Genomic DNA, 23,175 nt, shown 5'->3' with positions numbered 1-23,175 from the left:
CGGGCGTGGTGGCCCTGCTCACGCCGCCGATACGTTGGACGACATGTCTGCGGTGATGTGGTTCCGACGCGACCTCCGGGTCCGCGACCAGCCGGCCCTGCGTGCGGCGCTCGCCGACGGCCCCGCCGTGGCCCTCTTCGTCGTCGATCCACGCCTCTGGAAGGGCGCCGGGGACGCCCGCCGGGCCTGGCTCGCCGGGACGCTGGCGGCGCTGGACCAGCGCCTCGGTGGACGACTGGTCGTGCGGTACGGCGACCCGGTCCGGGTCGTGCCGGAGGTCGCCCGCGAGGTCGAGGCGTCGGCCGTGCACGTCTCGGCCGAGACCACGCCGTACGGGCGGCGACGCGACGCGGCCGTCGACGACGCGCTGGGCGAGGTGCCCCTCACCGCCACCGGCTCGCCGTACGCCGTGGGACCGGGGCGCGTCCTCAACGGCTCCGGCGGGCCCTACCAGGTGTTCACGCCGTTCGCGAAGGCCTGGCGGGCCCACGGCTGGGTGGACCCGGCGCCCACCCCGCGCGACCCCGACCTGGTCGACCTCGACTCCGACGACCGGGCCACCCGGCTGCTCGGCGAGGCCGCCGGCACCGGTCCGGCAGGCATGCCGACGCCGGGCGAGGACGCGGCCTGGCGCCGGTGGCGGCACTTCCGCGACGAGCTGGTGACCGACTACGCGACCGACCGCGACAAGCCGGCCGTGGACGGCACGTCCCGGCTGTCCCCCTACCTCCACCTCGGGGTCGTGCACCCGCGCTCGTTGCTCGCCGATCTCGGCGACGTCCGCGGCCAGGGCGCCCACACCTTCGAGACCGAGATCGCCTGGCGCGAGTTCTACGCCGACGTGCTCTGGCACCACCCCGACTCCGCGTGGGCCGACCTCAAGCCCGCCCTGCAGGGCATGCGCTACGACGAGCCGGAGGACGCGATCGAGGCGTGGCGCACCGGGACCACCGGCTACCCGATCGTCGACGCCGGGATGCGCCAGCTGCTGCACGAGGGCTGGATGCACAACCGGGTGCGGATGATCACCGCGAGCTTCCTCACCAAGGACCTGCACGTGTGGTGGCCGGTCGGCGCCCGCCACTTCCTCGACCAGCTCATCGACGGCGACGTCGCGTCCAACAACCACGGCTGGCAGTGGGTGGCAGGCACCGGCACCGACGCGTCGCCGTACTTCCGGGTCTTCAACCCGGTCACCCAGGGCACCAAGTTCGACCCCGACGGCGATTACGTGCGGCGGTGGGTCCCCGAGCTCGAGCACCTGCCCGGCAAGCTCGCTCACGAGCCGTGGAAGTCCGACGTCGGCTACGAGAAGGACTACCCCCTGCGGATCGTCGACCACGCCGAGGAACGCACCGAGGCACTCGAGCGGTACGACGCGGTGCGCGGCCGCTGAGCCGGATCAGGCCGGTGCGGGGTCCTGCTCGGCGTCGGAGAAGTACTCGGCGACCCAGCCGGTGACGTCGGTGGTCGGAGCGCCCGGGGTGAACACCTTGGCCACCCCGGCCTCGCGGAGCAGGGGGACGTCCTCCTCGGGGATCATCCCGCCGCCGAGGACGACGATGTCGTCGGCGTCGCGCTCGCGGAGGAGCCGGCCGAGCTCGGTGAAGAGGGTCGAGTGGGCGCCGGGGAGCACGAAGAGGCCGATCAGGTCGGCGTCCTCCTGGATGGCCGTCTCGACGACCTGCTCCGGGGTCTGGTGCGGGCCGGCGTAGATGACCTCGTGGCCGGCGTCGCGCAGGGCACGGGCGACGATCTCGGCGCCACGGTCGTGGTCGGCGAGCCCGGGCTCGCCGACGACGACACGGAGGCGACGGGACGTGGTCGGCGTGCTCATGGACGGGAGGCTAGTCCCGCGACGTGAGCCACCCCACACCTCGATGGCCCGATCGGGCCATCTATCGTGAACCGCTGCGCAGGCCGAGGGGCTCGTCCACAATCGACGGGTCCGCTGATTTCGGCGGTCGTGACCTTTCCGTTACAGTCTGGGGTCGGTTCGCCCAACGGCGGCCGACACCCATCCCCCACCACGGCAGATTGAGGACGTTCTATGGGCAACCACCGAGCGCATCGCGGCCCCCGCCGCAGCACCTCGGCAGCACCCGTCGTCGCCGTCCCCGTCGTGGGCAAGCGCAGGGCCACCGCCCCCGCTCGACGCAGTCCCCTCCTCCGCTCCCTCCCTTCGGCGCCGATCCTCCTCGGCGTCACCGCCCTGGCCATCTCGGCCGGCGGAGCCGTCACCGCCTCGGACGCCGACCTCGCCGGGCAGGTCACGTCCGGCAGCACCTCCATCGCCGCCGCCGGCACCATGGGCATCGCCCAGGTCGCGCCGACGACCAGCCGCGACGCCGTCGTCTCGCGTGACTCCCGCCGCGACGCCCAGGCCGACGCGGCCAACCAGGAGCTCATCGAGGCCGCCGAGGCGCAGGCCAAGGAGCAGCACGCCGCGCTGGAGCAGTTCGCCCAGGCCGCCGAGAAGCAGTCGGCCAAGATCCGGGAGAACCAGTGGGTCCTCCCGCTGGCGAGCTACCGGATCTCCGCGACCTTCGGCGCCTCGAGCTACCTGTGGTCGAGCGTCCACACCGGCCTCGACATGTCTGCCCCGTCCGGCACCGCGATCCGCGCCATCGCCAACGGCGTGATCACCGAGACCGGCTACGACGGCTCCTACGGCAACAAGACCGTCCTCACCCTCGAGGACGGCACCGAGCTGTGGTTCTGCCACCAGACCTCGATCGACGTCAGCGTCGGCGACACCGTCCGCGGCGGCGAGGTCATCGGCACCGTCGGCTCCACCGGCAACTCCACCGGCCCGCACCTCCACCTCGAGGTCCGTCCCGGCGGCGGCGACCCGGTCGACCCCTTCACCGCGCTCCTCGAGCACGGTGTGACGCCCTGACCTGATCTGATCCGCGTCTAGAGCTTCTCCACCGGCGCGTAGCGCAGCAGCAGCCGCTTGACGCCCTCGGACCCGAAGTCGATCGAGGCGACCGACTTGTCTCCCGCTCCCTCGAGCGTCACGACCGTGCCCAGCCCGAACGAGTCGTGCAGCACCCGGTCACCGGGCTCCAGCGACGGGATCTCGCGCGCCGGTTTGGCCTTTGACATCGCATCGGCGCGCGCGGCGGCCGAGGAGAAGTTGCGGCGACCCGCAGCGGTGGGCGCGCCCAGCCGCGCGGCGGAGTTGGCGGCCAGGTCGGGCCGGCCCCAGCGGGTCTGCGCCTCGGCGGTGCGACGCCAGTCGACGAGGTCGACGGGCAGCTCGTCGAGGAAGCGGCTGGCCGGGTTGTGCGAGGGGGCTCCCCAGGCGGACCGCACCATCGCGCGGGAGACGTAGAGCCGCTCGCGGGCCCGGGTGACGCCGACGTAGGCGAGGCGGCGCTCCTCCTCCAGCTCGGTCTGGTCGCCCAGGGACCGCTGGTGAGGGAAGACCCCGTCCTCGAGACCGGACAGGAACACGACCGGGAACTCGAGCCCCTTGGCGGTGTGCAGGGTCATCAGGGTGACCACGCCGACGTCCTCGCCATCGGGGGCGTCGGGGATCTGGTCGGCGTCGGCCACCAGGGCGACCCGCTCCAGGAAGTCACCGAGCCCGACACTGACGACGCCCTCCTCGACCTCCGCCGGGTCGGCGCTCGGGCCGGGCTGCGGGTCGTCGGAGAACTCGCGGGCCACGGCGACGAGCTCGGCGAGGTTCTCCACGCGGGTGGCGTCCTGGGGGTCGTCGCTGGCCTCGAGCTCGGTGAGGTAGCCCGAGCGCTCGAGCACCGACTCGAGCACCACGTCGGGACGCTCCCCCGCGTCGACCATCGACTGGAGCTCCTGGACCATCGCGACGAAGCCCTGGATGTTCTTGAGGCTGCGGGTGGCCAGCCCGGGCGCCTGGTCGGCTCGGACGAGGGCCTCCCAGAAGGTGATCCGCTCGCGCTCGGCCAGCGCCTGGACGCAGGCCTCGGCCCTCTCGCCGATGCCGCGCTTGGGGGTGTTGAGCACCCGCCGGACGGAGATCTGGTCGGCGGTGTTGACCAGCATCCGCAGGTAGGCCAGCGCGTCGCGCACCTCGCGCCGCTCGTAGAAGCGCACCCCACCGACGACCTTGTAGGGCTGGCCGGTGCGGATGAACACCTCCTCGAAGACGCGTGACTGGGCGTTGGTGCGGTAGAAGACGGCCACGTCCGAGGGCTTGCGGCCGGCGTCGACGAGCTTGTCGATCTCCTCGCTCACGAAGCGGGCCTCGTCGTGCTCGTCGTCGGCCACGTAACCGACGATCCGCTCACCGTCACCGGCCTCCGACCACAGGCGCTTGTCCTTGCGGGAGGCGTTGTTCGAGATGACCGAGTTTGCGGCCGTCAGGATGGTCTGGGTCGAGCGGTAGTTCTGCTCGAGCATGATCGACGTCGCGTCGGGGAAGTCCTGCTCGAAGTCCATGATGTTGCGGATGTTGGCGCCGCGGAAGGCGTAGATCGACTGGTCGGCGTCACCGACGACCATCAGCTCGCTGGGCTCGTCGCCCGGGCCGTCGCCACGCTCGAGGTCGTGGCCGCAGAGCTGGTGGATCAGGGCGTACTGCGCGTGGTTGGTGTCCTGGTACTCGTCGACGAGCACGTGCCGGAACCGGCGGCGGTAGTTCTGCCGGATGTCCGGGAACGCCTGGAACAGGTGCACGGTCAGCATGATGAGGTCGTCGAAGTCGAGGGCGTTGGCCTCGCGCAGGCGCCGCTGGTAGGTCGCGTAGGCCTTGGCGTAGGCCTCCTCGAAGCCGTTGCGGGCGTCCTTGGCGGCGTCCTCGGGGTCGCGCAGCTCGTTCTTGTGGTTGCTGACCCAGTGGAGCACCGCGCCGGGCTGGTGGCGCTTGGGGTCGAGCTCGAGATCCTTGAGCACCAGCGTCATCAGTCGCTTGGAGTCGGCCGAGTCGTAGATCGAGAAGTTGGACTTGAAGCCGAGCCTGTCGATCTCCTTGCGCAGGATGCGCACGCAGGCAGAGTGGAAGGTGCTGACCCACATGATGCGCGCCCGCCGACCGACGAGCTCCTCGACGCGCTCCTTCATCTCGGCCGCGGCCTTGTTGGTGAAGGTGATCGCCAGGATCGACCCGGGGTGGGCCTTGCGCTCGGAGATGAGCCACGCGATGCGGCGGGTGAGCACCCGGGTCTTGCCCGAGCCGGCGCCGGCGACCACGAGGAGAGGCGCCCCGGCGTGCACGACGGCGGCCGCCTGGGGCTCGTTGAGGCCCTCGAGCAGCTCCTCGCGGGACGGCCCGCTGCGGGTGCTGCGGGCCTCCTCGACGGGCGGTGCGGACTCGAAGCCGGGCAGCGGGAAGGGGATGCTCATCTCGTCCCCAACCCTACGTCGCGGGACGGACAGTCGCGGACCCGATCAGGCGGCGTGCGCGGGCGCCCAGAAGATGGCCACCCCGATGTTGAGCACGGTGAGCAGGAGCAGCCCGACCCACAGCCCCTGCGGGATGCTGGGCTTGCGCACGTTGGCCATCACCAGCACCAGCAGCACCAGGGCGACAGCGAACTTCACCGCGATCTTGGTGTGGTCGACGGCGGTGTCCCCGGCCTCGAGGACACCGACGAGGAGCAGGCCGGTGAGGAACGCCGTGCCGATCCCGTCGCGCATCGCCGGGTTGACCCGCTTGTCGGTGTCGCGCGCCTGGACCGCGAGTCCACCGAGGAGCGCGGCGAAGCCGAGGACGTGCAGGAACAGCAGGACCAGGCGCAGGATCTCCATGGCCGCAGCCTAGTGGTCAGGCCTTGCGTCCCTTGCGGGGCGCAGGGCGTACGACGAGCACCGGGCACGGCGCGTAGTGCTGCACGCGCTGGGCGGTGCTGCCGACCAGCACGCTGTCGCTCAGGCCCCGGCCGCCGGCGGCGACCACGACCAGCCCGGCGTCGTACTGCTTGGCCGCCTTGATGATCTCGTTGGCCGCCGACCCGCTGCGGATCCGCTTGTGGACCTTGGGGCCCCACCCGTCGAAGACAGCCGCGATCGAGGCGACCGCGCTCTCGGCGGCGTCGCGGAACGATCCCGTCGGCCACGCACCCTTGTTGTCGGACACGTCGTCGGCGAACGCGACGGACGCGAGCGGGCGGATCACCGCGACCACCGAGACGTCGGTGATCTTGTCCGGGTCGGCGAAGGACTTGAGGTGCTTGGCAGCCGCGAGCGACTGCTTCGATCCGTCCGTGGCGACGATGACGTGCATGTCAGACCTCCAGGTCACTTCTCGAGGGGCGGAGCGGTGGCGGCGGTGCCCTTGCTGCCGAAGAGCTTCTCGGCGGCGTAGAGGACGACACCGACGGCGAGCAGGCCGGCACACCAGTACAAGGACGTCGGGTCGTCGTAGATCGCGTAGTAGAGGATGGCGAGGTTGCCGATCAGCCCCACGATGAGCAGCGGTGTGTTGGCCCGGAACGCCCGCTCGTCCTCGTCCTGTCCACGCAGCTTGAGGCAGGTCACGATCACGAGCGCGTAGATCGCCAGCAGGAACACCACGGTCACGAGCGCGAGGCGCTCGACGATGTCGAGCGACCCGCCCGCCTGCGTCACCAGGGTGCCGGTGACGAGCAGGCCGCCCACCACCAGTCCGCTGAACAGCAGGCCCACCCAAGGGCTGCGCCGGGTCGGGTGGATCTTGGCGAAGACCCCGGGGACGACGTCCTCGCGCGCCATGCCGTAGAGGATGCGCGGCTGCGTCACCAGTGTGACCAGGGTGGTGTTGGTGATCGCGACGAGCGCGATGACGGTGAAGATCGTCGTCATCAGGTCCGTGGAGAAGGGCAGGATCCCCTGCTTGACCACCTCGAGCAGCGCGACGTCGGAACCGGCGAGCTGGTCGGTCGGCACCGTCAGGGCGGCCGCCATGGAGACCAGCACGTAGACGATGCCCGCGACGATCATGCCGCCCACGAGGGAGCGCGGGAACGCCTTGTACGGGTCGATCGTCTCCTCCGCCACGTTGGCGGTGTTCTCGAAGCCGGTCATCGCGAAGAAGGAGAGCGCCACGCCCGCGAGGACCGCCAGCGCCGGGTTGCCGGAGACGCTGATGTCGGTGAGCACGCCGAAGTCGGCGTTGCCCTCGGCGACGTACCAGACGCCGATGATCATGACGATGATCAGCCCGCTCAGCTCGACGAAGGTCATCAGCATGTTCATCACGACGGACTCGGTGATGCCGATGTAGTTGATGAGGACCAGGGCGGCGACGAAGACGAGCGAGACGAGCAGCGCCGGCGGTCCGCCGTCGAGGAGCTCGGAGAAGTACGACGCGAAGCCCGCCGCGAGGGAGCCCGTCGCCGCGAAGCTCGCGGAGAGGAACGAGACCGTGACCAGGAACGTGAGCGCCTTGTTGTTGAAGGCCTTCTGGACGTAGAGCGAGGAGCCCGCAGCCTGCGGGTACTTGGTGACCAGCTCGGCGTACGCCGATCCGGTGATCGCCGCCACCGTGACCCCGGCCGCGAAGGCGATCCAGAACGCTCCACCGACCGCCGCCGCGACCAGTCCGATCAGGACGTAGATGCCCGACCCGAGGACGTCCCCGAGCGTGTAGAAGAACAGCTGCACCCCGGTGATGGACCGCTTGAGGCCGCTGTCGTCGTCCTCGTCGATGCGGTTGGTGCTGGTGACGGTGGAGTCGGCCACGGGTGGCCCTCACTTCCCGAGTGGAGTTGTGGATTGCCCACGACCCCACCGGAAGCAAGGAGCCTTTGTCAATCCGCTCCACCCCGTTGGCGCTCAGAGCAGGCGACGGTCCGACGCCCACCGGGTGAGCTCGTGGCGGCTCGAGAGCTGGAGCTTGCGCAGCGTCGAGGACATGTGGGTCTCGACGGTCTTGACGGAGATGAAGAGCTCGCGGGCGACCTCCTTGTAGGCGTACCCACGGGCGATGAGGCGCATCACCTCGCGCTCGCGCTCGGTGAGCCGGTCGAGGTCCTCGTCGACCGCGGCGACGTCGATGGAGCCGGCGAACGCGTCGAGGACGAAGCCGGCCAGCCGCGGTGAGAAGACGGCGTCGCCGTCGGCCACCCGGGCGATCGCGTCCACGAGCTCGGGGCCGGTGATGGTCTTGGTGACGTAGCCGCGGGCACCGCCGCGGATGGTGCCGATGACGTCCTCGGCGGCGTCGCTCACCGACAGTGCGAGGTAGCGCGCCTGGGGCGACGGCGCCTGGCGCATCACCTCGACGCCCCCTCCCCCGGGCAGGTGCACGTCGAGGAGCACCACGAGCGGCTGGTGCTCGCGGATGGCGGCCACCGCCTCCGCGACGTCGGCCGCCTCGGCCACGACGTCGACCTCACCGGCACCCGCTCCCGCGAGCTCGGCGCGCACACCGGCACGGAACATCGCATGGTCGTCGACGATGACGACGCTCACCGGGCGGACGGGACGGACGGGCTCGGTCATGACTCTCCTCGTGCTGCGGGGTTGGTGCGCAGGGGCATGTGCAGGCGGACCTCGGTGCCGGCACCGGGCGACGTACGGACCTCGGCACTGCCGCCGTGGCGGGCCATGCGGTCGATGATGCTGTTGCGGACACCGTGGCGGTCGGCCGCCACCGCGTCGAGGTCGAAGCCGGCGCCACGGTCGCGGACGAAGACCTCCACCGCGTCGGACGTCGCCTCGGCGTAGACGTCGACCCGTGGCACCCCGGCGTGCCGGGCCGCGTTGACCACCGCTTCGCGGGTGGCGTTGGCGACGGTCCGCACGGCCTCGGAGTCGGCGCAGTCGCCGACGGTGACGACGTCGACGACCACCGGGTGGGTCTCCTCCACCGAGGCGGCCACGTCACGCAGCGCCCCGGCCAGGGTGGTGTCGTCGGTCGCCTCGCCCTCGAAGAGCCAGGTGCGCAGGTCGCGCTCCTGGGCGCGGGCGAGCCGGGCGACGGTGGTCGCGTCGCCGGAGTTCTTCTGGATCAGGGCCAGGGTCTGGAGCACCGAGTCGTGCAGGTGCGCGGCCATGTCGGCCCGCTCCTGGGTGCGGACGCGCTCGGCCCGCTCGGCGCCGAGGTCGTTGACCAGGCGCAGCGCCCACGGCCCGACGACGAGCGCGAGCCCCAGGATGCCGAGCAGCCCGGCCACCACGACCGGGCCGGCGAACCGGACCGAGCCGGTGGTGACGCCGAAGACCACGAGGGCGACCACGACCAGCCCCAGGCCGATGACGACCCGGGCGTACGCCGCCCAGCCGCCGTTGCCGAAGACCGCGCGGAAGGGGTCGATCCGGCCCGTGGAGTCGAGCCACCGCTCCCGCTGCGCCTCGTCGGCCTGGCGCCACAGCAGCGCGATGCCGGCGACCCCGAGGACCACCGGCCAGAACAGCACGCCCTGGCCGAAGACCGCCTCGAAGCCGAGCACCCCACCGAAGAGGAGGGCGCCGATCGCGATCGCCGGCCCGGCGCTGGCGAGCCGTCCCGCCCGTCGCGGCCGGCGTCCCCCGCGGCGGGCGCTGGCCAGGCCGGGCGCCTCGTCGTCGAACCCGCTGTCCGCCGGCAGGAAGACCCACAGCGCGGCGTACAGCAGGATGCCGAGGCCGTCGATCAGCGCGAGCACCACGAACGCCACCCGCACCCACAGCACGGCGATGCCGAGGTGGCGCGCGAGGCCGGCCGCGACGCCGCCGGCCACGGGGGCGGACGTGTCGCGATAGGCACGGCGTACGGACAGTGGGGTACTCATCGTGCCACCATCGTCGCAGGCCAGGGCCACCCTTCCCATGAGGCACGACCCCGACTCGACCCTGAGGTCCGGCCCCGTGGGCACCGGCACCTTTCAGGGTCGTCACCGATGGTCCGACGACGACGCAGAGCCCACGCTGGAGCCATGGACACGACCACACCCCCTCCCGACCAGCCGGAGCCGCCGGCCACCGACCCCCCGGCGCCGGTCACCCCGCCGACCACCGAGGGTCCCCGCGTCTCCAGCGAGCAGATGCGCGACCTCGGGCGGCTGCGCCGCTCGGTCACCGACCGCCGCGTCGCCGGCGTCGCCGGCGGTCTGGCCCGCCACCTCGACGTCGACCCGATCATCGTGCGCGTCGCGCTGGTGGTGCTGGTCTTCTTCGGCGGCTCGGGCCTCCTGCTGTACGCCGCCGGCTGGTTGCTGGTGCCCGAGGAGGGCACCGCCGACCAACCGCTCGGCCTCGACGAGCGCAGCCGCCGGATCGCCCTGATCGGGGCGGGCGTGCTGGCCGGACTGGCCGCGCTCGGCGACTGGGCCGGAGCCTTCTGGTTCCCCTGGCCGGTCGTCATCGTGGCGCTCGTGGTGCTGTGGTTCCTCAACCGCAACCAGCAGCACGCGGTCCCGCCCACGTCGGGCTACGGGTCGAGCCTCACCGGCTCGACGTACGACGGCTTCGAGCAGGCGGGACCCACCTACGCGGGACCGGCGTACACCGGCCCCACCTACGACCCGGCCGCCTACGTGCGCCCCCGCAACCCCCGCAAGCGCGGTCCCCTCCTCTTCTGGTCGACGCTGGCGCTCATCGCGATCGGGATCGGGACCCTGGGCGTCATCGACGCCGCCGGCACCGACGTCCCCGACGCCGGCTACGCCGCCCTCGCCATGGCCGTCACCGGCGTGATGCTGGTCCTCGGCGCCTTCTGGGGCCGGGCCGGCGGGCTCATCCTGGTGGGCCTGATCGCCGCGATCGCCACGGTCGCCGGCACGGCGTCCGAGGACCTGGAGGGCACCCGGCTCGCCTACGCCCCCACCTCCGTGGGCGAGGTGCGCGACAGCTACGACCTCGGCACCGGTGAGATGACGCTCGACCTGTCCGGCATCACCGACGTCGACGGCCTCGACGGCCGCGACATCACCGTCGACGCCGGTGTGGGCACCGTCGAGGTCGTCGTCCCCCGGGGCATGGACGTCTCGGTCGACGCCTCGGCCGGCGTCGGCAACGTCGAGGTCTTCGAGCAGGAGAGCGGCGGCTTCGACGTCCAGCAGGACGGCTTCGTCGACGGGGGCGACGAGGTCCCCGACATGACCATCGAGGTGGACCTGGGCATCGGCCAGGTCACCGTGCGCGAGCAGTGAGGACGAGACGATGAGCAACGACGAGAGCTACGACGGTCCCCGCGACCGCAGCGACATCCACCAGAACACCAGCCAGGGCCTCGAGGAGGACCTGCGCGACCACGAGCGCTCGCAGACCGCGGCGCTCGTCCCCGAGGCGGTCCGCGACACCTCCGGACGTCACCCCGTCAACGTCGGGCACCTGGTGATGGGCGTGGCCTTCCTCGGCCTCACCGCCATCTGGGCGCTCTTCGAGTCCGGCACGATCGGCTCGGACGACCTGCGCTGGCTGATGCCGCTCCCCTGGCTGGCGGCCGGCGTGGCCGGGTTGCTGGCCGTCGTGCTGACCGGCCGCCGCCGCGGGGACACCGGGACCTACTAGCGCTCAGTCCTGGTCGGCGAGCCAGTCGGCCAGGGCCTGCGCCGCGATGTCGGGGTTGTCGGAGAAGAGTCCGTCGACCCCGGCGTCGAGGAACGCCAGCGACTCGGCGTACATGTCACCGGGCGCGTTCGGGTCGGTCCCGACCCGGAAGTTGGTCGCCATGAACTGGTTCTCCCGGCGCAGCGTCCACACGTGCACGACCAGGCCCGCCGCGTGGGCGTCGTCCACCACCGCAGACGGGGCACCCGTGGCACCGGACGCGTCGCGCGGCAGCACCCAGTTCTTCGCGGCGCCCAGGCCGTCGGCGTACGTCGCGATCGTCCGCAGGCCGGCGGCCGTCACCATCGAGGCGTACGTCGTGCCGGGCAGGTCGAAGGGACCGCCCGCGCCGTCCACGAGCTGGGCGAGGTCCACGTCGACCATCGCGTCGAGGTCGCGCAGGTTGGAGACCTCGAAGGACTGGATGACGACCTCGTCGTCGGCGTCGTCCATCCTCCGCTTCTCGAGCGCGGCCACGAGCGGCTCCTCGAGGGACAGCCCGATGGAGTCGAAGTACGTCGGGTGCTTGGTCTCCGGGTAGACGCCGACGCCCTCGCGCCGGGCCAGCTTGAGCACCTCGTCCAGGGTCGGGACGCGGAAGTCGCCGTCGTACGCCGTGTTGTCCGGGCGCACGCCGGGCAGCCGCTCGACGGCCCGCAGCGTGCGGAGCTCCTTGTAGGTGAAGTCCTCGGTGAACCACCCGGTCACCGGGCGGTCGTCGATGGTCTTGGTGGTGCGCCGGTCGGCGAACTCGGGGTGGTCGGCGACGTCGGTGGTGCCGCTGATCTCGTTCTCGTGGCGGGCGACGAGGACGCCGTCCCTGGTCGAGACGAGGTCGGGCTCGATGTAGTCGGCGCCCTGGCGGATCGCGAGCTCGTACGCCGCGATCGTGTGCTCGGGGCGGTAGCCCGAGGCGCCGCGGTGGCCGATCACCACCGGGTCGGCCGACAGGTCGGTGCTGGGTCCCGCCTGCGCGGCGGTCGGGACGAGGAGGGTGGTCGCGGCGGCGGTCAGGGCGACGGCGGCGGCGAGGCTGGTCTTCCGAGAGGTCATGCCCCGGAGCCAAACGAGCGCGGGCGGCTGGGCCGCGAGCGCGGGGTGAACGTCAGGTGACGCGTCCGACGACATCCGGCGCGAGGACCTCGCGGGCCGTCCGGAGCGCGATCTCGGGGTGGTCGGTGATGACCCCGTCCACCCCGGCGTCGAGGAGCGCGCGCACCTCGCCGGCCATGTCGCCGGGGGCGTCGAGGGCGCTGCCGCGACGCAGGTTGGTGGGCAGGAACCGGTTCTCGGCGCGCACCGTCCAGACGTGCACGGTCAGCCAGGCCCGGTGGGCGTCGCGGACCAGGCGGGACGGCTCACCCACCGCACCGTCGGTGTCGCGTGGCAGTACCAGCGCCTTGTGCGGGCCGATCCCGTCGGCGTAGTCGTCGATCCACGCGAGCCCCTCGCGGGTGACCAGGTCGCCGTACGTCGTGGGGTCGCCGAGCGCGGCCAGGTCGGCGGGCCGGCGGTGCGCCACGTCGAGGAGCTGGACGACGGGCAGCCGGGTGCGACCGGCCAGCCGCCGGAGGACGGTCGTCTCGAAGGACATCAGCGTGACGCGCGCCCAGGGGTGGTCGAGGCCGTGCCGGGCCAGGTCGGCGAGCAGCGGGCGGTCCAGCGGCAGCCCGATCGCGTCGAAGTACGCCGCGTGCTTGAGCTCGACCATCACGCCCACGGTGCGCCCGCGTCGGACGGACTCGGCGCCGACCATGGCGAGCACCTCGGTGAAGGTCGGCACGCCCTCGCGCCCGTCGTACGCCGTGTTGTCCGGGCGCAGGCGCGGCATCCGCTCGCGCGTCGCGAGGGTCTTGAGCTGGGCGAGGGTCATGTCCTCGACGAACCAGCCGGTCAGCTCGGTGCCGTCGATGGTGCGGGTGGTGCGCAGGTGCGCGAGCTCGGGGTGGTCGGCGACGTCGGTGGTGCGGCTGATCTCGGACTCGTGGCGGGCGACGAGCACGCCGTCGCGGGTGATGACGAGGTCGAGCTCGATGTCGTCGACGCCCATCCGGATGGCGGTGCGGTAGGCGTCCAGGGTGTGCTCGGGGCGGTGCCCGCTGGCCCCGCGGTGGGCCACGACCGCCGGGGTCAGGACGAGACTGGAGGTCCGGTCGAGGAGCGGTCCGGTCGTGCCGAGCACGGTCATGGGACCACGGTCGGGTCCGCACGAGGCGACGGCGGGACGCCCGCACGACGTCAGGGTGAATGGCACATGATGGTCGGGTGACGCTGCCGAGCTTTCCGCGACTCGAGTCCCTGCCCGTCCTCGACCACCTCGACCTGGTCGCCCCTCCGGTGGCCGCGGCGCTGGCCTCGTGGCCGGCGGCGGACCGGGCGGCGGTGGTCGAGATCGATCCCGACCTCGCCGACACCGCCGCGATGACGGCCGAGTACGACCTGCCGCTCGCCGCGTCGGGCAACTGCGTGGTCGTCACCGGCCGCCGCTCCGGTGAGGAGCGCACCGCCGCCTGCGTGGTCCGCGCCGACACCCGGGCCGACGTCAACACCCTGGTCCGGCGCCTGCTCGACGTCCGCAAGGCCACCTTCCTGGCGATGGACCGGGCCGTCGAGGAGTCTGGCATGGAGCACGGCGGGATCACCCCCGTCGGGCTGCCGGCGGGCTGGCGGCTGCTCGTCGACGAGCGGCTGCTGGGCGAGCCGGTGGTGATCCTGGGCGCCGGCGTACGACGCTCCAAGCTGCTGCTGCCCGGCAGCACCCTGGCCGACCTCCCGGGCGCCGAGGTCGTGCCCGCCCTGGGGACGTGACGCGTGGAGCCCGAGCCGATCACCCCGCTCGCGCCCCGCGCCGCCGGGCGCACGGTCTTCACCCAGCGCTGGTCGGAGCTGGCGTTCCTGCACTGGGCGGTCCCGCCGGAGCGGGTGCAGCCGTACCTGCCGCCCGGGACGCGCCCCGACACGCTGGACGGGGCGACGTACGTCGGACTGATCCCCTTCTGGATGCAGGGCATCGGGCTCCTCGGCGGCCCCGGGCTCCCGTACGTCGGGTCGTTCCACGAGACCAACGTGCGGCTCTACTCGGTCGACGAGCAGGGGCGCCGGGGCGTGGTGTTCGTCAGCCTGGACGCCTCGCGGCTCGCGCCCGTGCTCGCCGCCCGCTGGGGTCCCCGGCTGCCCTACCTGTGGTCGCGGATGCGTCGTCGGCGATCGGGGACGCAGGTGACCTACACGTGCCGGCGGCGGTGGCCCGGACCGCGCGGTGCCCGGTCCCGGATCGCGGTGAGCGTCGGCGCGCGCCTCGAGGCCGGCGAGCTGGAGCACTTCCTCACGGCCCGGTGGGGTCTGCACCTGGTCGACCGGGGCGGACGCACCCGCTTCTGGCCCAACGAGCACCCGACCTGGCCGCTGCACCACGCCACCGTCGACGAGCTCGACGACGGGCTCCTCGCCGCGGCGGGCTTCGGCGACCTGGCCGCCCGGGCGCCGGACCACGTGATGTTCTCGCCCGGGGTCGACGTGGTCTTCGGTCCCCGGCTGCGCCGCTGAGCGACGGTCCTTGCGATCGTGACAGTAACGGTGTCACAGTTGGCCCCATGAAGCTCTCCATGCCGCTCATGTACGCCGGGAACCCGCGCGAGGCCGCCGACCAGGTCAGCGCCCTCGAGAAGGCGGGCCTCGACACCGTCTGGGTGGCGGAGGCCTACGGCTTCGACTCCCCCACGCTGATGGGCTACCTCGCGGCCAAGACCGAGACGATCGAGATCGGCTCGGCGATCCTCAACATCTACTCGCGCACCCCCGGAGCGCTGCTGCAGACCGCGGCCGGTCTCGACAACGTCTCCGGCGGCCGCGCGATCCTCGGCCTCGGCGCGAGCGGCCCCCAGGTCATCGAGGGCTTCCACGGGGTCCCCTACTCCAAGCCGCTGGGCCGCACCGCCGAGGTGATCGACATCGTGCGCCGCGGGCTCAAGCGGGAGCCGCTGACCAACGACGGCATCATCAAGCTGCCGCTCACCAAGGAGGACGGCGCGGTCACCGGCCTCGGCAAGGCGCTCAAGATCCTCACCCGCCCCGAGCGGGACTCGATCCCGATCTACATCGCCGGCCTCGGCCCCAAGAGCGTCGAGCAGGCCGCCGAGATCGCCGACGGGTGGATCCCGATCCTGTTCCACCCCGAGAAGGCGCACCAGGTGTGGGGCGACGCGCTCGCGGCCGGGAAGGCCAATCGCTCGGCCGGCCTGGGCCCGCTCGAGATCAACGCCGGCGGCATGGTCGCCATCGGCGAGGGCCCGGAGACCAAGGCGCTGCTCGACCTCGCCCGCCCGACCTTCGCGCTGTACGTCGGGGGCATGGGCGCCCGGGGCAAGAACTTCTACAACGACGTCGCCCGCTCCTACGGCTACGAGAAGGAGGCCGCGGAGATCCAGGACCTCTACCTCTCGGGCAAGAAGAAGGAGGCCGAGGCGCTGGTCCCCACCGAGTGGCTGGAGGCGGCCAACCTCGTCGGCCCCGCGTCGTACGTGAAGGAGCGGATCGCCGCCTTCCGCGAGGCCGGCATCACCAACCTCTCGCTCACGCCGGCGACCGACGACCCGGCCGCCACCATCGCGCAGGTGAAGGAATGGGTCTCCTGACCCGAGGGGGCCGGCCACGGCTGCTGGCCCATCCCCGCCGCTACGACAACCTCCGACGGATCCGCGCGCTCGACCCCGAGCGGGACGCCGACGAGATCCTCGGCCTGACCGCGCGCCGCGAGTTCCCGTGGGACTACTCCCAAGGGACCGGGATCGCGTTCATGCGCGACTACGGCGTGCCGTCGATCGCGCGGCTCCTGCACGAGACCGGTGAGTTCGAGCACGACGGCATGAAGCGCTACGACGACACGATCCTCATCGGCCAGGAGGCCACGGTCGACGGGATCGACAGCGAGCGCGGCCACGCCGCCGTGCGCCGCCTCAACCGGATCCACGGCCACTACGACATCCCGAACGACGAGCTCGCCTACGTGCTGGCCACCACCATCGTCGGCCCGGTGCGCTGGATCTCGCTCTACGGCTGGCGTCCGCTCGACCCCCACGAGCTCGTGGCGATCACCAGGGTGACCACGCGCTTCGGCGAGCTGATGGGCATCAAGGACCTGCCCACGACGTACGACGGCTACCTGGAGCTGCTCGTCGCCTACGAGCGCGCGCACTTCGCGCCTACGCCCGCCGGCCACGCCGTCGCCGAGGCGACGATCGAGATCGGGAGCAGCGTCGTTCCCGCGCCCCTGCGCCCCCTGGTCCGACGGGTGTCGGTCGCGATCATGGACGAGCCGCTGCGGATCGCGCTCGGGATGCCCGCGCAGCCCGCCTGGCTCGGCCGGCTGGTCCGCGGCGGCCTGCGGGCACGCGGGTTCCTGCTGCGCTTCGCTCCCCCTCGGCGCGAGGAGTTCCGCCACCGCGCGACCACCTATCCCGGTGGACACCGGCTCGCCGACCTCGGCCCGCTGTCCATGCTCGACGCCCTCAACTCCCCCTCGCACGCCGGTCCGACCCTCCCTAGGAGCACCCATGCCTGAGCGCCCGTCGATCCTCGAGCAGGAGCACGAGGACTTCCGCGCCACCGCCCGCACGTTCATGGAGCGCGAGGTCGCGCCGTACCACGCGAAGTGGGAGGCCGACGGCATCGTCGACCGCGACGTGTGGCGCAAGGCGGGCGAGGCGGGGCTGCTGTGCTTCGACGTCGAGGAGGAGTACGGCGGCGCCGGGATCTCGGACTTCCGCTACAACATGGTGCTCGCCGAGGAGGCCTCGCGGGTGGGGGCCTCCGGGCCCGGTTTCGCCGTGCACACCGACATCATCGTGCCCTACATCTCCACCCTCGGGACCGAGGAGCAGAAGCGGCGCTGGCTGCCCGGGCTCGTCTCCGGCGAGCTGATCTCGGCCATCGCGATGACCGAGCCGGGCGCCGGGTCGGACCTGCAGGGCATCCGTACGACGGCGGTCGACGCCGGCGACCACTACGTGCTCAACGGGTCCAAGACGTTCATCAGCAACGGGATCCTCTCCGACCTCGTCATCGTCGTCTGCCGCACCGATCCCGAGGCCGGCCACCAGGGCATCAGCCTGCTGGTGGTCGAGCGCGGGATGGAGGGCTTCGAGCGGGGCCGCAACCTCGACAAGATGGGGCTGCACGCCCAGGACACCGCCGAGCTGTCGTTCACCGACGTCCACGTCCCGAAGGCCAACCTGCTCGGCGCTCCCGGGTCGGGATTCGTCTCGTTGATGGAGAACCTGCCCCAGGAGCGGATCTCCATCGCCTGCATCGCGGTCGCCGCGATCGAGCACGTGCTGGAGCTCTGCCTGGCCTACGCCCGGGAGCGCGAGGCGTTCGGCAAGCCGATCGGGTCGTTCCAGCACAACCGGTTCGTGCTGGCCGAGATGGCGACCGAGGCCCACATCGCCCGGGTCTTCGTCAACGACTGCGTGCTGCGGCTCAACGCCGGCACCGTCGACACGTCGCTCGCCTCGATGGCGAAGTGGTGGACCACCGAGCTGCAGAAGCGGGTCGTAGACGCGGGCGTGCAGCTGCACGGCGGGTACGGCTACATGAGCGAGTACCCGATCTCCCGGGCCTACACCGATTCCCGGATCCAGACGATCTACGGCGGGACCACCGAGATCCAGAAGGAGATCATCGGGAGGATGCTGGGGCTGTAGGCCGGCTCAGAGCGGCACGTCGTCCGGGACGATCCGGGTGACGACGACGTCGGAGCCCTCCCGCTCCGCGACGAGGCGAGAGCCCTCCAGCCGCCCGATCGACTCGCGCACGACCGCCACGTCGAGATGCGTGTCGTGGGCGATGTCGGCGTCGCGGACGGGGACGACGTTCGGTCCCCACTCCTCGGGTGGCACCTCGAAGGGATCGAAGTCGGTCTGCGCGGCCGCCCAGAGCTGCAGGGCGGACTCGTGCACGATGTCGTCGGTGGTGTGGTCGTCCGGCATCCTCACGACGCTACCTGTCGTCCGGCCTGCTAGTCGACGACGAAGGTGATGGACTCCCGAGCCCGTCTGGCCATGTCCACCAGGTCCCTCGGCGCGTCGTTGTCGCGCCACTGGTCGACCACGACCGGAGTCCCGTCGATGTCCAGGACCCAGAAGTCGATGACGACGCTCTCGGGATTGGGACCTGCGCCGGAGTAGGTGATTCCGCGATCGCCACGAGGTGTCTGGGCGACGCGGTAGTAGTTCGGACAGTCGACGTCGACCCGTAGCCGCAGGTGGACCGCGGCGCGGCCGAAGACCTCCGTCGCCGTCGGCGACTCGAGGACCGTGCTCCGCGGCAGCTCGGTCAGCCGCTTCGCGAGGTCCTGCGGCGTGTCGCCCAGATCCGAGGTCGTACGGTCGCGGAGGCAGCCCGTGCCGTCGGCCAGCGCGGAGGGCATGTAGGCACCGAAGCCGGCAAAGGTCGCGTAGGCGTAGTGCACGACCGGAAAGCCAGAGACTGACCAGTTCATTCCCTCGACGGCCAGGTCGACCTCGATGGCCCCGCCGGACGCGTCAGTGCCGACGGGCAGCCGGTAGGTGACCCCTGACTCGAGTGGGACTCCGTTGTCGGGCAGGAGGTCGGGCGTCGCGGAGTCGTCTCGCGTGCTCGCAGGGCCCTGGTCGGTCCCGGGGGCGGAGAGCTCGACCGTCAGGACGCCGTAGGCAGCCGAGCCCACGAGCACGGTCGCGGCGGCCACCGCACCGAGCCGCACGACGGTGCGACGACGTCGGCGTACGCGACCGCCGCTGATTATGCCGACGATGTCGGGCGGCGGAGCGGTCCGCCTCTCCGCCTCGCGGGTCAGCGTCCCACGGAGCTCCTCGTCGAGGTTCATGACGTGCTCACCGCCTCTCCCACGCCTGCTGCCGCCAGCGCCCGTCGCAGCGCTCCGATGGCCGCCGACGACTGGGACTTCACGGTGCCCCTGGCGCAGCCGAGCACCTCGGCTATCTGGGCCTCGCTCAGGCCCTCGTAGTAGCGCAGCACGATCACCGCCCGCTGCCTCTCCGGCAGTGCACACACCAGCGGCCAGAGCAGGCAGCGGTCGACCACCTGCAGCTCCTCGGACTCCCCGGGCGTCTCCGGCAGCTGCTCGCTCGGCCTCTCGCGGGTCCAGGCGCGGCGGCGGCTCGAGACCAGGGTGGTGGCGAGCATCCGACGTACGTAGGCCTCGGGGTGCTCCACGCGGCTGATGCGACCCCAGTTCACGTAGGCCTTCTCCAGCGTGGTCTGCAGGAGGTCCTCCGCGCCCGTCGGCGACGCGGCCAGCAGGTAGGCGAGGCGGTAGAGCGACGTCCAGCGAGCGGCGACGAAGTCGGCGAAGTCCTGGTCGTCGGTCATCGGTCGATCCCTTCCACCGAGACGTCCCACAACGATGATGCGCCCTCCGCGGCGGCGTGGCTACGGGCGGCTGGTGGAGGACGATCCCTCCACCACTTCAACGCCTCGAGGACGCCCGACGGTTCGGTCGGATCTCGCGCGAGCCCGGATCAGGGGTGGTGGCTACACCTCAGCGTCCCCCGCGAGCGCGCGCTCCGCACGGACCAACCAGGCCAGGCTCCGGACGCTGGCCCACGACCCCGACTGCAGGCCCTGGGACGCCGCGAGGGCCGACTCGTAGAGGCTCCTCGCCTCCGGTCGCCCGGCGCACTCGACGGACAGCATCGACAGCGCCTCGACGCTCTCCCACGACCCCGCCTTGAGCCCGGAGGCGGCCTCGAGAGCCCTCTCGAGCGGGGGCAGGTGGTCTTGCCGGCGTCCGAACACGTCATCTCCTCTGTCTGGGGGCCAGACGATAGTGGCTCGCCGACGCTTGCCGGGCGCCCTATCCTTCTCGCCATGCGAATCTCGGGGGTTCCTCTTGCACGACGCTGCCTGGCCACGCTCGCCCTGGTGGCGACCGCAGCCGCCACCCTCACGCTACCGACGCCGGCCTACGCCGCCCCGGGAGGCGGCGGCGCCGAGCCCGGGTCACTGACCGGCTACGCGTTCGACACGTGCGCGACCCCGGCGCAGGAGGTGATGGACGCGTGGCGGCTGTCCTCGCCGTACGCCGGCATCGGCATCTACGTCGGCGGTAGCAACCGCCTGTGCGACCAGCCCGAGCTCGACGCGGACTGGGTCGGCACCCAGCAGCGCCGGGGCTGGCACCTGTTGCCGCTGTGGGTCGGGCCGCAGGCCAGCTGCTCGGGCTATCCGGACGTCATGTCGTCCGACCTGGCCGCCGCCGGCCGGGAAGGACGGCGCGAGGCCGCGGCCGCGGTGAGCACCGCGCGCGGTCTCGGCATCGGCCGGGGCAGCACGCTGTACTACGACCTCGAGGACTACGACATCGCCCCGGACAACTGCCGCCGCGCGGCGCTGTCGTTCCTCTCCGGGTGGACGAAGGCCCTGCGCGGCTCGGGCTACCGCTCGGGCGTCTACTCCAACATCGGCGCCGCGATCACCTCCCTGGACTACGCGCACCGCGTCTCCCGCGGCTCGTACGCGATGCCCGACGACATCTGGTTCGCCTGGGACAACGGCCGGTCGGACGTGCGCACCGACAAGCGCGTGCTGAGCGACGAGTGGGACGACCACGACCGCGTCCACCAGTACGCGCTCGACGTCACGCAGACGTTCGGCGGCTACCCGATGGTCGTCGACGCCAACTGGGTCGACGTCGGCCGTGGGTCGGTCGCGCCCCGCAGCCGTCCGCTGTGCCGTGGCGTGGACGTGGACCTGCGCCGCTACCCGACCCTGGGCAAGGGACGCAGTGGTGACGCCGTCCGCGCCGCGCAGTGCCTGCTGCGCCGCCAGGGTCTCCTGACGGCTCCCCTCACCGGCCGGTACGACGCGCGCACGGCCGCCGCGGTCGGCAAGGCCCAGCGCAGGCTCGACCTGCCCGAGACCGGCCGCCTCACCCGCAGCACCTGGACCGGGCTGCTCGCCCGCGGCGGACAGCCGCTGCTCAAGGTGGGCGACACCGGCGCGAGCGTGCTCCGGCTCCAGCGCGCCCTCACCGCGGCGCTCGGCCGGCCCGTCCGCATCGACGGCGTCGTCGACAAGGGGACCGCCCGCGCCGTCGCGGCGTACCAGCGCAAGACCGGGCTGCCGGCGACCGGGGTGGTCACCCCCGAGGTGTGGGACAGCCTGACCTGAGCCTGGCCCGGACCCGGCTCAGGCCGCGAGGCCCAGCAGGGCGCGGCTCACGACGAGCTCCGCCGGACTGGCCGTCGTCGCGGGTGCCCCGATCCGTCGCGTGCCGGTGTGGTCGACGAGGTAGATCGCACCGTGGGGGTCGCGCCAGACGTAGATCCCGGCGAACGGCTGCTGCACCTGCCACGCCCCGTGGGTCTTGATCCGGTGGTGGTGCTGGGTCATCGGGCCGTAGTTGCCCACCCTCGACTGCCCCGGCGGTCTGTCCGCACCGTGCCGGAAGGCCACGGTGTGGTCGATCTGCTGGGTGCGGGACGTGCTGGATCCCCACGGGAAGGTGTCGGCCGGCGTCATGAGATGCACGGCCCGCCGATGTCGGTCGGGGATCTCGTAGGCGTCCACAGGCGCCTGGCCGGCCAGGTCGATCACCGGGCTGACGGTGAACCTCGCGTGCGGGCCGAGGTGGTGACGCAGCCAGGCCTCGGTGACCGGTCCCTGGCCCTCGACGCGAGCGACACCGGTCTCCTCGTCGCCGGCGTAGACGTGGACCATGAGGGCGACGGTCGGCATGAGGGCGTCCCAGTCGACCTCGGGTCGCTCTCCCGTGCGCTCGGCATCGTGCTGGGGATCGTGCACTGGCTCCTCGGCGGGGCCGTCAGGGTCGTCCGGCCGGTCGCGCCACGCGGAGTACGCCGTCATGAGTGCGACGGCGCGCTGGGGGTCGGTGAGCACGAGGACGGCCTTGACCCGGCGATGGCCCTCGGGGTCGGTGTCGCCGAGGTCGGCCAGGATGCGGGCGAGGTGCGCCACGATCGCGTCCAGGCGGGCGACGACGTGGAAGGGTGCGCGGACGTAGAAGCCGCGCATGCCGTCCTCGGTGGAGCGGGTCGCGTCGGCGAACTGTCGGCGGGCCTGCTCCTCCTCGCGGGCGGCCGCAGCCTCCGGGTCGCTGGCGGCGATCGCACCGGTGACGAGCTCCTCGAAGCGGGTCCAGGGGATGCGGCCGTCGGCGGACTCGGCGACACGCGAGTCGACGTACGCCGCCTGCTCGAGCGTGAGGTCCCGGGTGCGCCGGGCGACGAACCGGGCGTAGGACGCCCGGACCTCGAGGGCCTCGACGCGCCGCCACAGCTGGGGCAGCCGGATGACGAGGTCGAGGGCGTCGGCGATCAGCGAGGAGGCCGCCCACGAGGTGATGCCCACCCGCGCACCCAGCTCGGCGCAGCAGAACTCCGCGACCTCGGGCGTCCCCACGCCGCCGAACCTCCTGGCCCGCTCCCGGCCCGGCAACCCGATCAGCGCGGGGTCGAGGCGGTCGGGGTTGTTGATGATCGCGTGCTGCACGGCGATCCGCAGGACCTGGACCTCGCACTCGCGCTGGGTGCGCGCCACCTCCTCGGCGTGATCGAGGAGCGCGGCCCCGGTCAGCTCGTGGAGGTCGGTGGTCAGGTGCATGACCCCACTCAAGCACCGACCACCGACATTTAGGTTGGCAGCAGGTCAGCGGGCGGTCCGAACCACCGACCGGGACACGGTGTGATCCCTGACCGTTGAATGGGCCGCCCGCAG

The 23,175-nt window shown here is 72.1% G+C and carries 24 protein-coding genes; 10 read left to right on the top strand and 14 right to left on the bottom strand.

The window, feature by feature from the left end:
• The first annotated feature begins 43 nt into the window (after positions 1-43).
• On the top strand, positions 44-1,396 hold the full coding sequence (locus DAE25_RS04115) for a cryptochrome/photolyase family protein (protein ID WP_107765414.1): 1,353 nt from the start codon (positions 44-46) through the stop codon (positions 1,394-1,396).
• Positions 1,397-1,402: 6 nt separating this feature from the next.
• Here the strand turns inward: DAE25_RS04115 and DAE25_RS04110 are convergent, their stop codons facing one another.
• Positions 1,403-1,837, bottom strand: a complete 435-nt coding sequence (locus tag DAE25_RS04110; RefSeq protein WP_107764990.1) for a cobalamin B12-binding domain-containing protein — start codon at positions 1,835-1,837, stop codon at positions 1,403-1,405.
• A 213-nt stretch (positions 1,838-2,050) separates the two neighbouring features.
• On the opposite strand from DAE25_RS04110, the gene DAE25_RS04105 reads away from it, so the two are divergent.
• Complete coding sequence (locus DAE25_RS04105) at positions 2,051-2,899, top strand: M23 family metallopeptidase (RefSeq protein WP_107764989.1); 849 nt, start codon at positions 2,051-2,053, stop codon at positions 2,897-2,899.
• 17 nt (positions 2,900-2,916) lie between these two features.
• Here the strand turns inward: DAE25_RS04105 and pcrA are convergent, their stop codons facing one another.
• From pcrA to DAE25_RS04075, 6 genes are all read right to left on the bottom strand, one after another.
• Positions 2,917-5,331, bottom strand: coding sequence for a DNA helicase PcrA (gene pcrA, locus DAE25_RS04100; protein WP_107764988.1), 2,415 nt, complete (start codon positions 5,329-5,331; stop codon positions 2,917-2,919).
• A 45-nt stretch (positions 5,332-5,376) separates the two neighbouring features.
• Positions 5,377-5,736 (bottom strand): hypothetical protein, encoded by a 360-nt coding sequence (locus DAE25_RS04095; RefSeq protein WP_107764987.1) that lies wholly within the window; start codon positions 5,734-5,736, stop codon positions 5,377-5,379.
• 16 nt (positions 5,737-5,752) lie between these two features.
• The gene (locus DAE25_RS04090) at positions 5,753-6,211 is read right to left on the bottom strand and encodes a universal stress protein (RefSeq protein WP_107764986.1); all 459 of its coding nucleotides are present in this window, start codon (positions 6,209-6,211) and stop codon (positions 5,753-5,755) included.
• Positions 6,212-6,225: 14 nt separating this feature from the next.
• The gene (locus DAE25_RS04085) at positions 6,226-7,647 is read right to left on the bottom strand and encodes an APC family permease (RefSeq protein WP_199907429.1); all 1,422 of its coding nucleotides are present in this window, start codon (positions 7,645-7,647) and stop codon (positions 6,226-6,228) included.
• Positions 7,648-7,740: 93 nt separating this feature from the next.
• On the bottom strand, positions 7,741-8,409 hold the full coding sequence (locus DAE25_RS04080; RefSeq protein ID WP_107764985.1) for a LuxR C-terminal-related transcriptional regulator: 669 nt from the start codon (positions 8,407-8,409) through the stop codon (positions 7,741-7,743).
• Positions 8,406-9,680, bottom strand: coding sequence for an ATP-binding protein (locus tag DAE25_RS04075; RefSeq protein WP_107764984.1), 1,275 nt, complete (start codon positions 9,678-9,680; stop codon positions 8,406-8,408). The genes DAE25_RS04080 and DAE25_RS04075 overlap by 4 nt, the downstream gene beginning before the upstream one ends.
• A gap of 144 nt (positions 9,681-9,824) precedes the next feature.
• Here DAE25_RS04075 and DAE25_RS04070 point away from each other — a divergent pair, with 144 nt between their 5' ends.
• Both DAE25_RS04070 and DAE25_RS04065 read left to right on the top strand, forming a co-directional pair.
• On the top strand, positions 9,825-11,039 hold the full coding sequence (locus DAE25_RS04070) for a PspC domain-containing protein (protein ID WP_159083562.1): 1,215 nt from the start codon (positions 9,825-9,827) through the stop codon (positions 11,037-11,039).
• A 10-nt stretch (positions 11,040-11,049) separates the two neighbouring features.
• A complete protein-coding gene (locus tag DAE25_RS04065; protein ID WP_107764982.1) occupies positions 11,050-11,400 on the top strand; it encodes a hypothetical protein in 351 nt (116 codons plus the stop codon).
• A gap of 3 nt (positions 11,401-11,403) precedes the next feature.
• On the opposite strand, the gene DAE25_RS04060 is transcribed toward DAE25_RS04065, so the two are convergent.
• A complete protein-coding gene (locus DAE25_RS04060) occupies positions 11,404-12,492 on the bottom strand; it encodes a glycerophosphodiester phosphodiesterase (RefSeq protein WP_107764981.1) in 1,089 nt (362 codons plus the stop codon).
• A 52-nt stretch (positions 12,493-12,544) separates the two neighbouring features.
• Entirely contained in the window at positions 12,545-13,627 is a 1,083-nt protein-coding gene (locus DAE25_RS04055) for a glycerophosphodiester phosphodiesterase family protein (RefSeq protein ID WP_107764980.1), read from the bottom strand.
• Positions 13,628-13,704: 77 nt separating this feature from the next.
• Between DAE25_RS04055 and DAE25_RS04050 the strand changes: the two genes are divergently transcribed.
• The 5 genes from DAE25_RS04050 to DAE25_RS04030 are packed head-to-tail and all read left to right on the top strand — an operon-like array spanning position 13,705 to position 18,140.
• Complete coding sequence (locus DAE25_RS04050) at positions 13,705-14,247, top strand: YbaK/EbsC family protein (RefSeq protein ID WP_234410845.1); 543 nt, start codon at positions 13,705-13,707, stop codon at positions 14,245-14,247.
• 3 nt (positions 14,248-14,250) lie between these two features.
• Positions 14,251-14,985, top strand: coding sequence for a YqjF family protein (locus tag DAE25_RS04045; RefSeq protein WP_107764978.1), 735 nt, complete (start codon positions 14,251-14,253; stop codon positions 14,983-14,985).
• Between the two features lie 47 nt (positions 14,986-15,032).
• Positions 15,033-16,073 carry an LLM class F420-dependent oxidoreductase gene (locus DAE25_RS04040; RefSeq protein WP_107764977.1) on the top strand — a complete coding sequence of 347 codons (1,041 nt, stop codon included), beginning with the start codon at positions 15,033-15,035 and terminating at the stop codon, positions 16,071-16,073.
• Positions 16,061-16,999: an oxygenase MpaB family protein gene (locus tag DAE25_RS04035; RefSeq protein WP_107764976.1), complete on the top strand. Its 939-nt coding sequence runs from the start codon at positions 16,061-16,063 to the stop codon at positions 16,997-16,999. Before DAE25_RS04040 ends, DAE25_RS04035 begins: the two co-directional genes overlap by 13 nt.
• Positions 16,992-18,140, top strand: coding sequence for an acyl-CoA dehydrogenase family protein (locus DAE25_RS04030; protein ID WP_107764975.1), 1,149 nt, complete (start codon positions 16,992-16,994; stop codon positions 18,138-18,140). The genes DAE25_RS04035 and DAE25_RS04030 overlap by 8 nt, the downstream gene beginning before the upstream one ends.
• Positions 18,141-18,146: 6 nt before the next feature.
• Here the strand turns inward: DAE25_RS04030 and DAE25_RS04025 are convergent, their stop codons facing one another.
• The 4 genes from DAE25_RS04025 to DAE25_RS04010 all read right to left on the bottom strand — a co-directional run bounded on the left by DAE25_RS04025 (position 18,147) and on the right by DAE25_RS04010 (position 20,235).
• Positions 18,147-18,425, bottom strand: a complete 279-nt coding sequence (locus DAE25_RS04025) for a hypothetical protein (protein WP_107764974.1) — start codon at positions 18,423-18,425, stop codon at positions 18,147-18,149.
• A gap of 29 nt (positions 18,426-18,454) precedes the next feature.
• A complete protein-coding gene (locus DAE25_RS04020) occupies positions 18,455-19,303 on the bottom strand; it encodes a hypothetical protein (protein WP_107764973.1) in 849 nt (282 codons plus the stop codon).
• Positions 19,300-19,809, bottom strand: coding sequence for a SigE family RNA polymerase sigma factor (locus DAE25_RS04015; protein WP_107764972.1), 510 nt, complete (start codon positions 19,807-19,809; stop codon positions 19,300-19,302). Before DAE25_RS04015 ends, DAE25_RS04020 begins: the two co-directional genes overlap by 4 nt.
• Positions 19,810-19,971: 162 nt before the next feature.
• Positions 19,972-20,235 carry a hypothetical protein gene (locus DAE25_RS04010; RefSeq protein ID WP_107764971.1) on the bottom strand — a complete coding sequence of 88 codons (264 nt, stop codon included), beginning with the start codon at positions 20,233-20,235 and terminating at the stop codon, positions 19,972-19,974.
• 72 nt (positions 20,236-20,307) lie between these two features.
• Here DAE25_RS04010 and DAE25_RS04005 point away from each other — a divergent pair, with 72 nt between their 5' ends.
• A complete protein-coding gene (locus DAE25_RS04005) occupies positions 20,308-21,609 on the top strand; it encodes a glycoside hydrolase domain-containing protein (protein WP_107764970.1) in 1,302 nt (433 codons plus the stop codon).
• Positions 21,610-21,627: 18 nt separating this feature from the next.
• Here DAE25_RS04005 and DAE25_RS23765 read toward each other — a convergent pair whose 3' ends face one another.
• Complete coding sequence (locus tag DAE25_RS23765; protein WP_234410844.1) at positions 21,628-23,061, bottom strand: DUF222 domain-containing protein; 1,434 nt, start codon at positions 23,059-23,061, stop codon at positions 21,628-21,630.
• Positions 23,062-23,175 lie beyond the last annotated feature (114 nt).

The sequence above is a fragment of the Nocardioides terrigena genome, assembly GCF_003047265.1.
GTDB classification, from domain to species: Bacteria; Actinomycetota; Actinomycetes; order Propionibacteriales; family Nocardioidaceae; genus Nocardioides; species Nocardioides terrigena.
The sequence above is the reverse complement of the archived record's forward strand: the minus strand, read 5'-3'. Positions and strand labels throughout refer to the sequence as shown.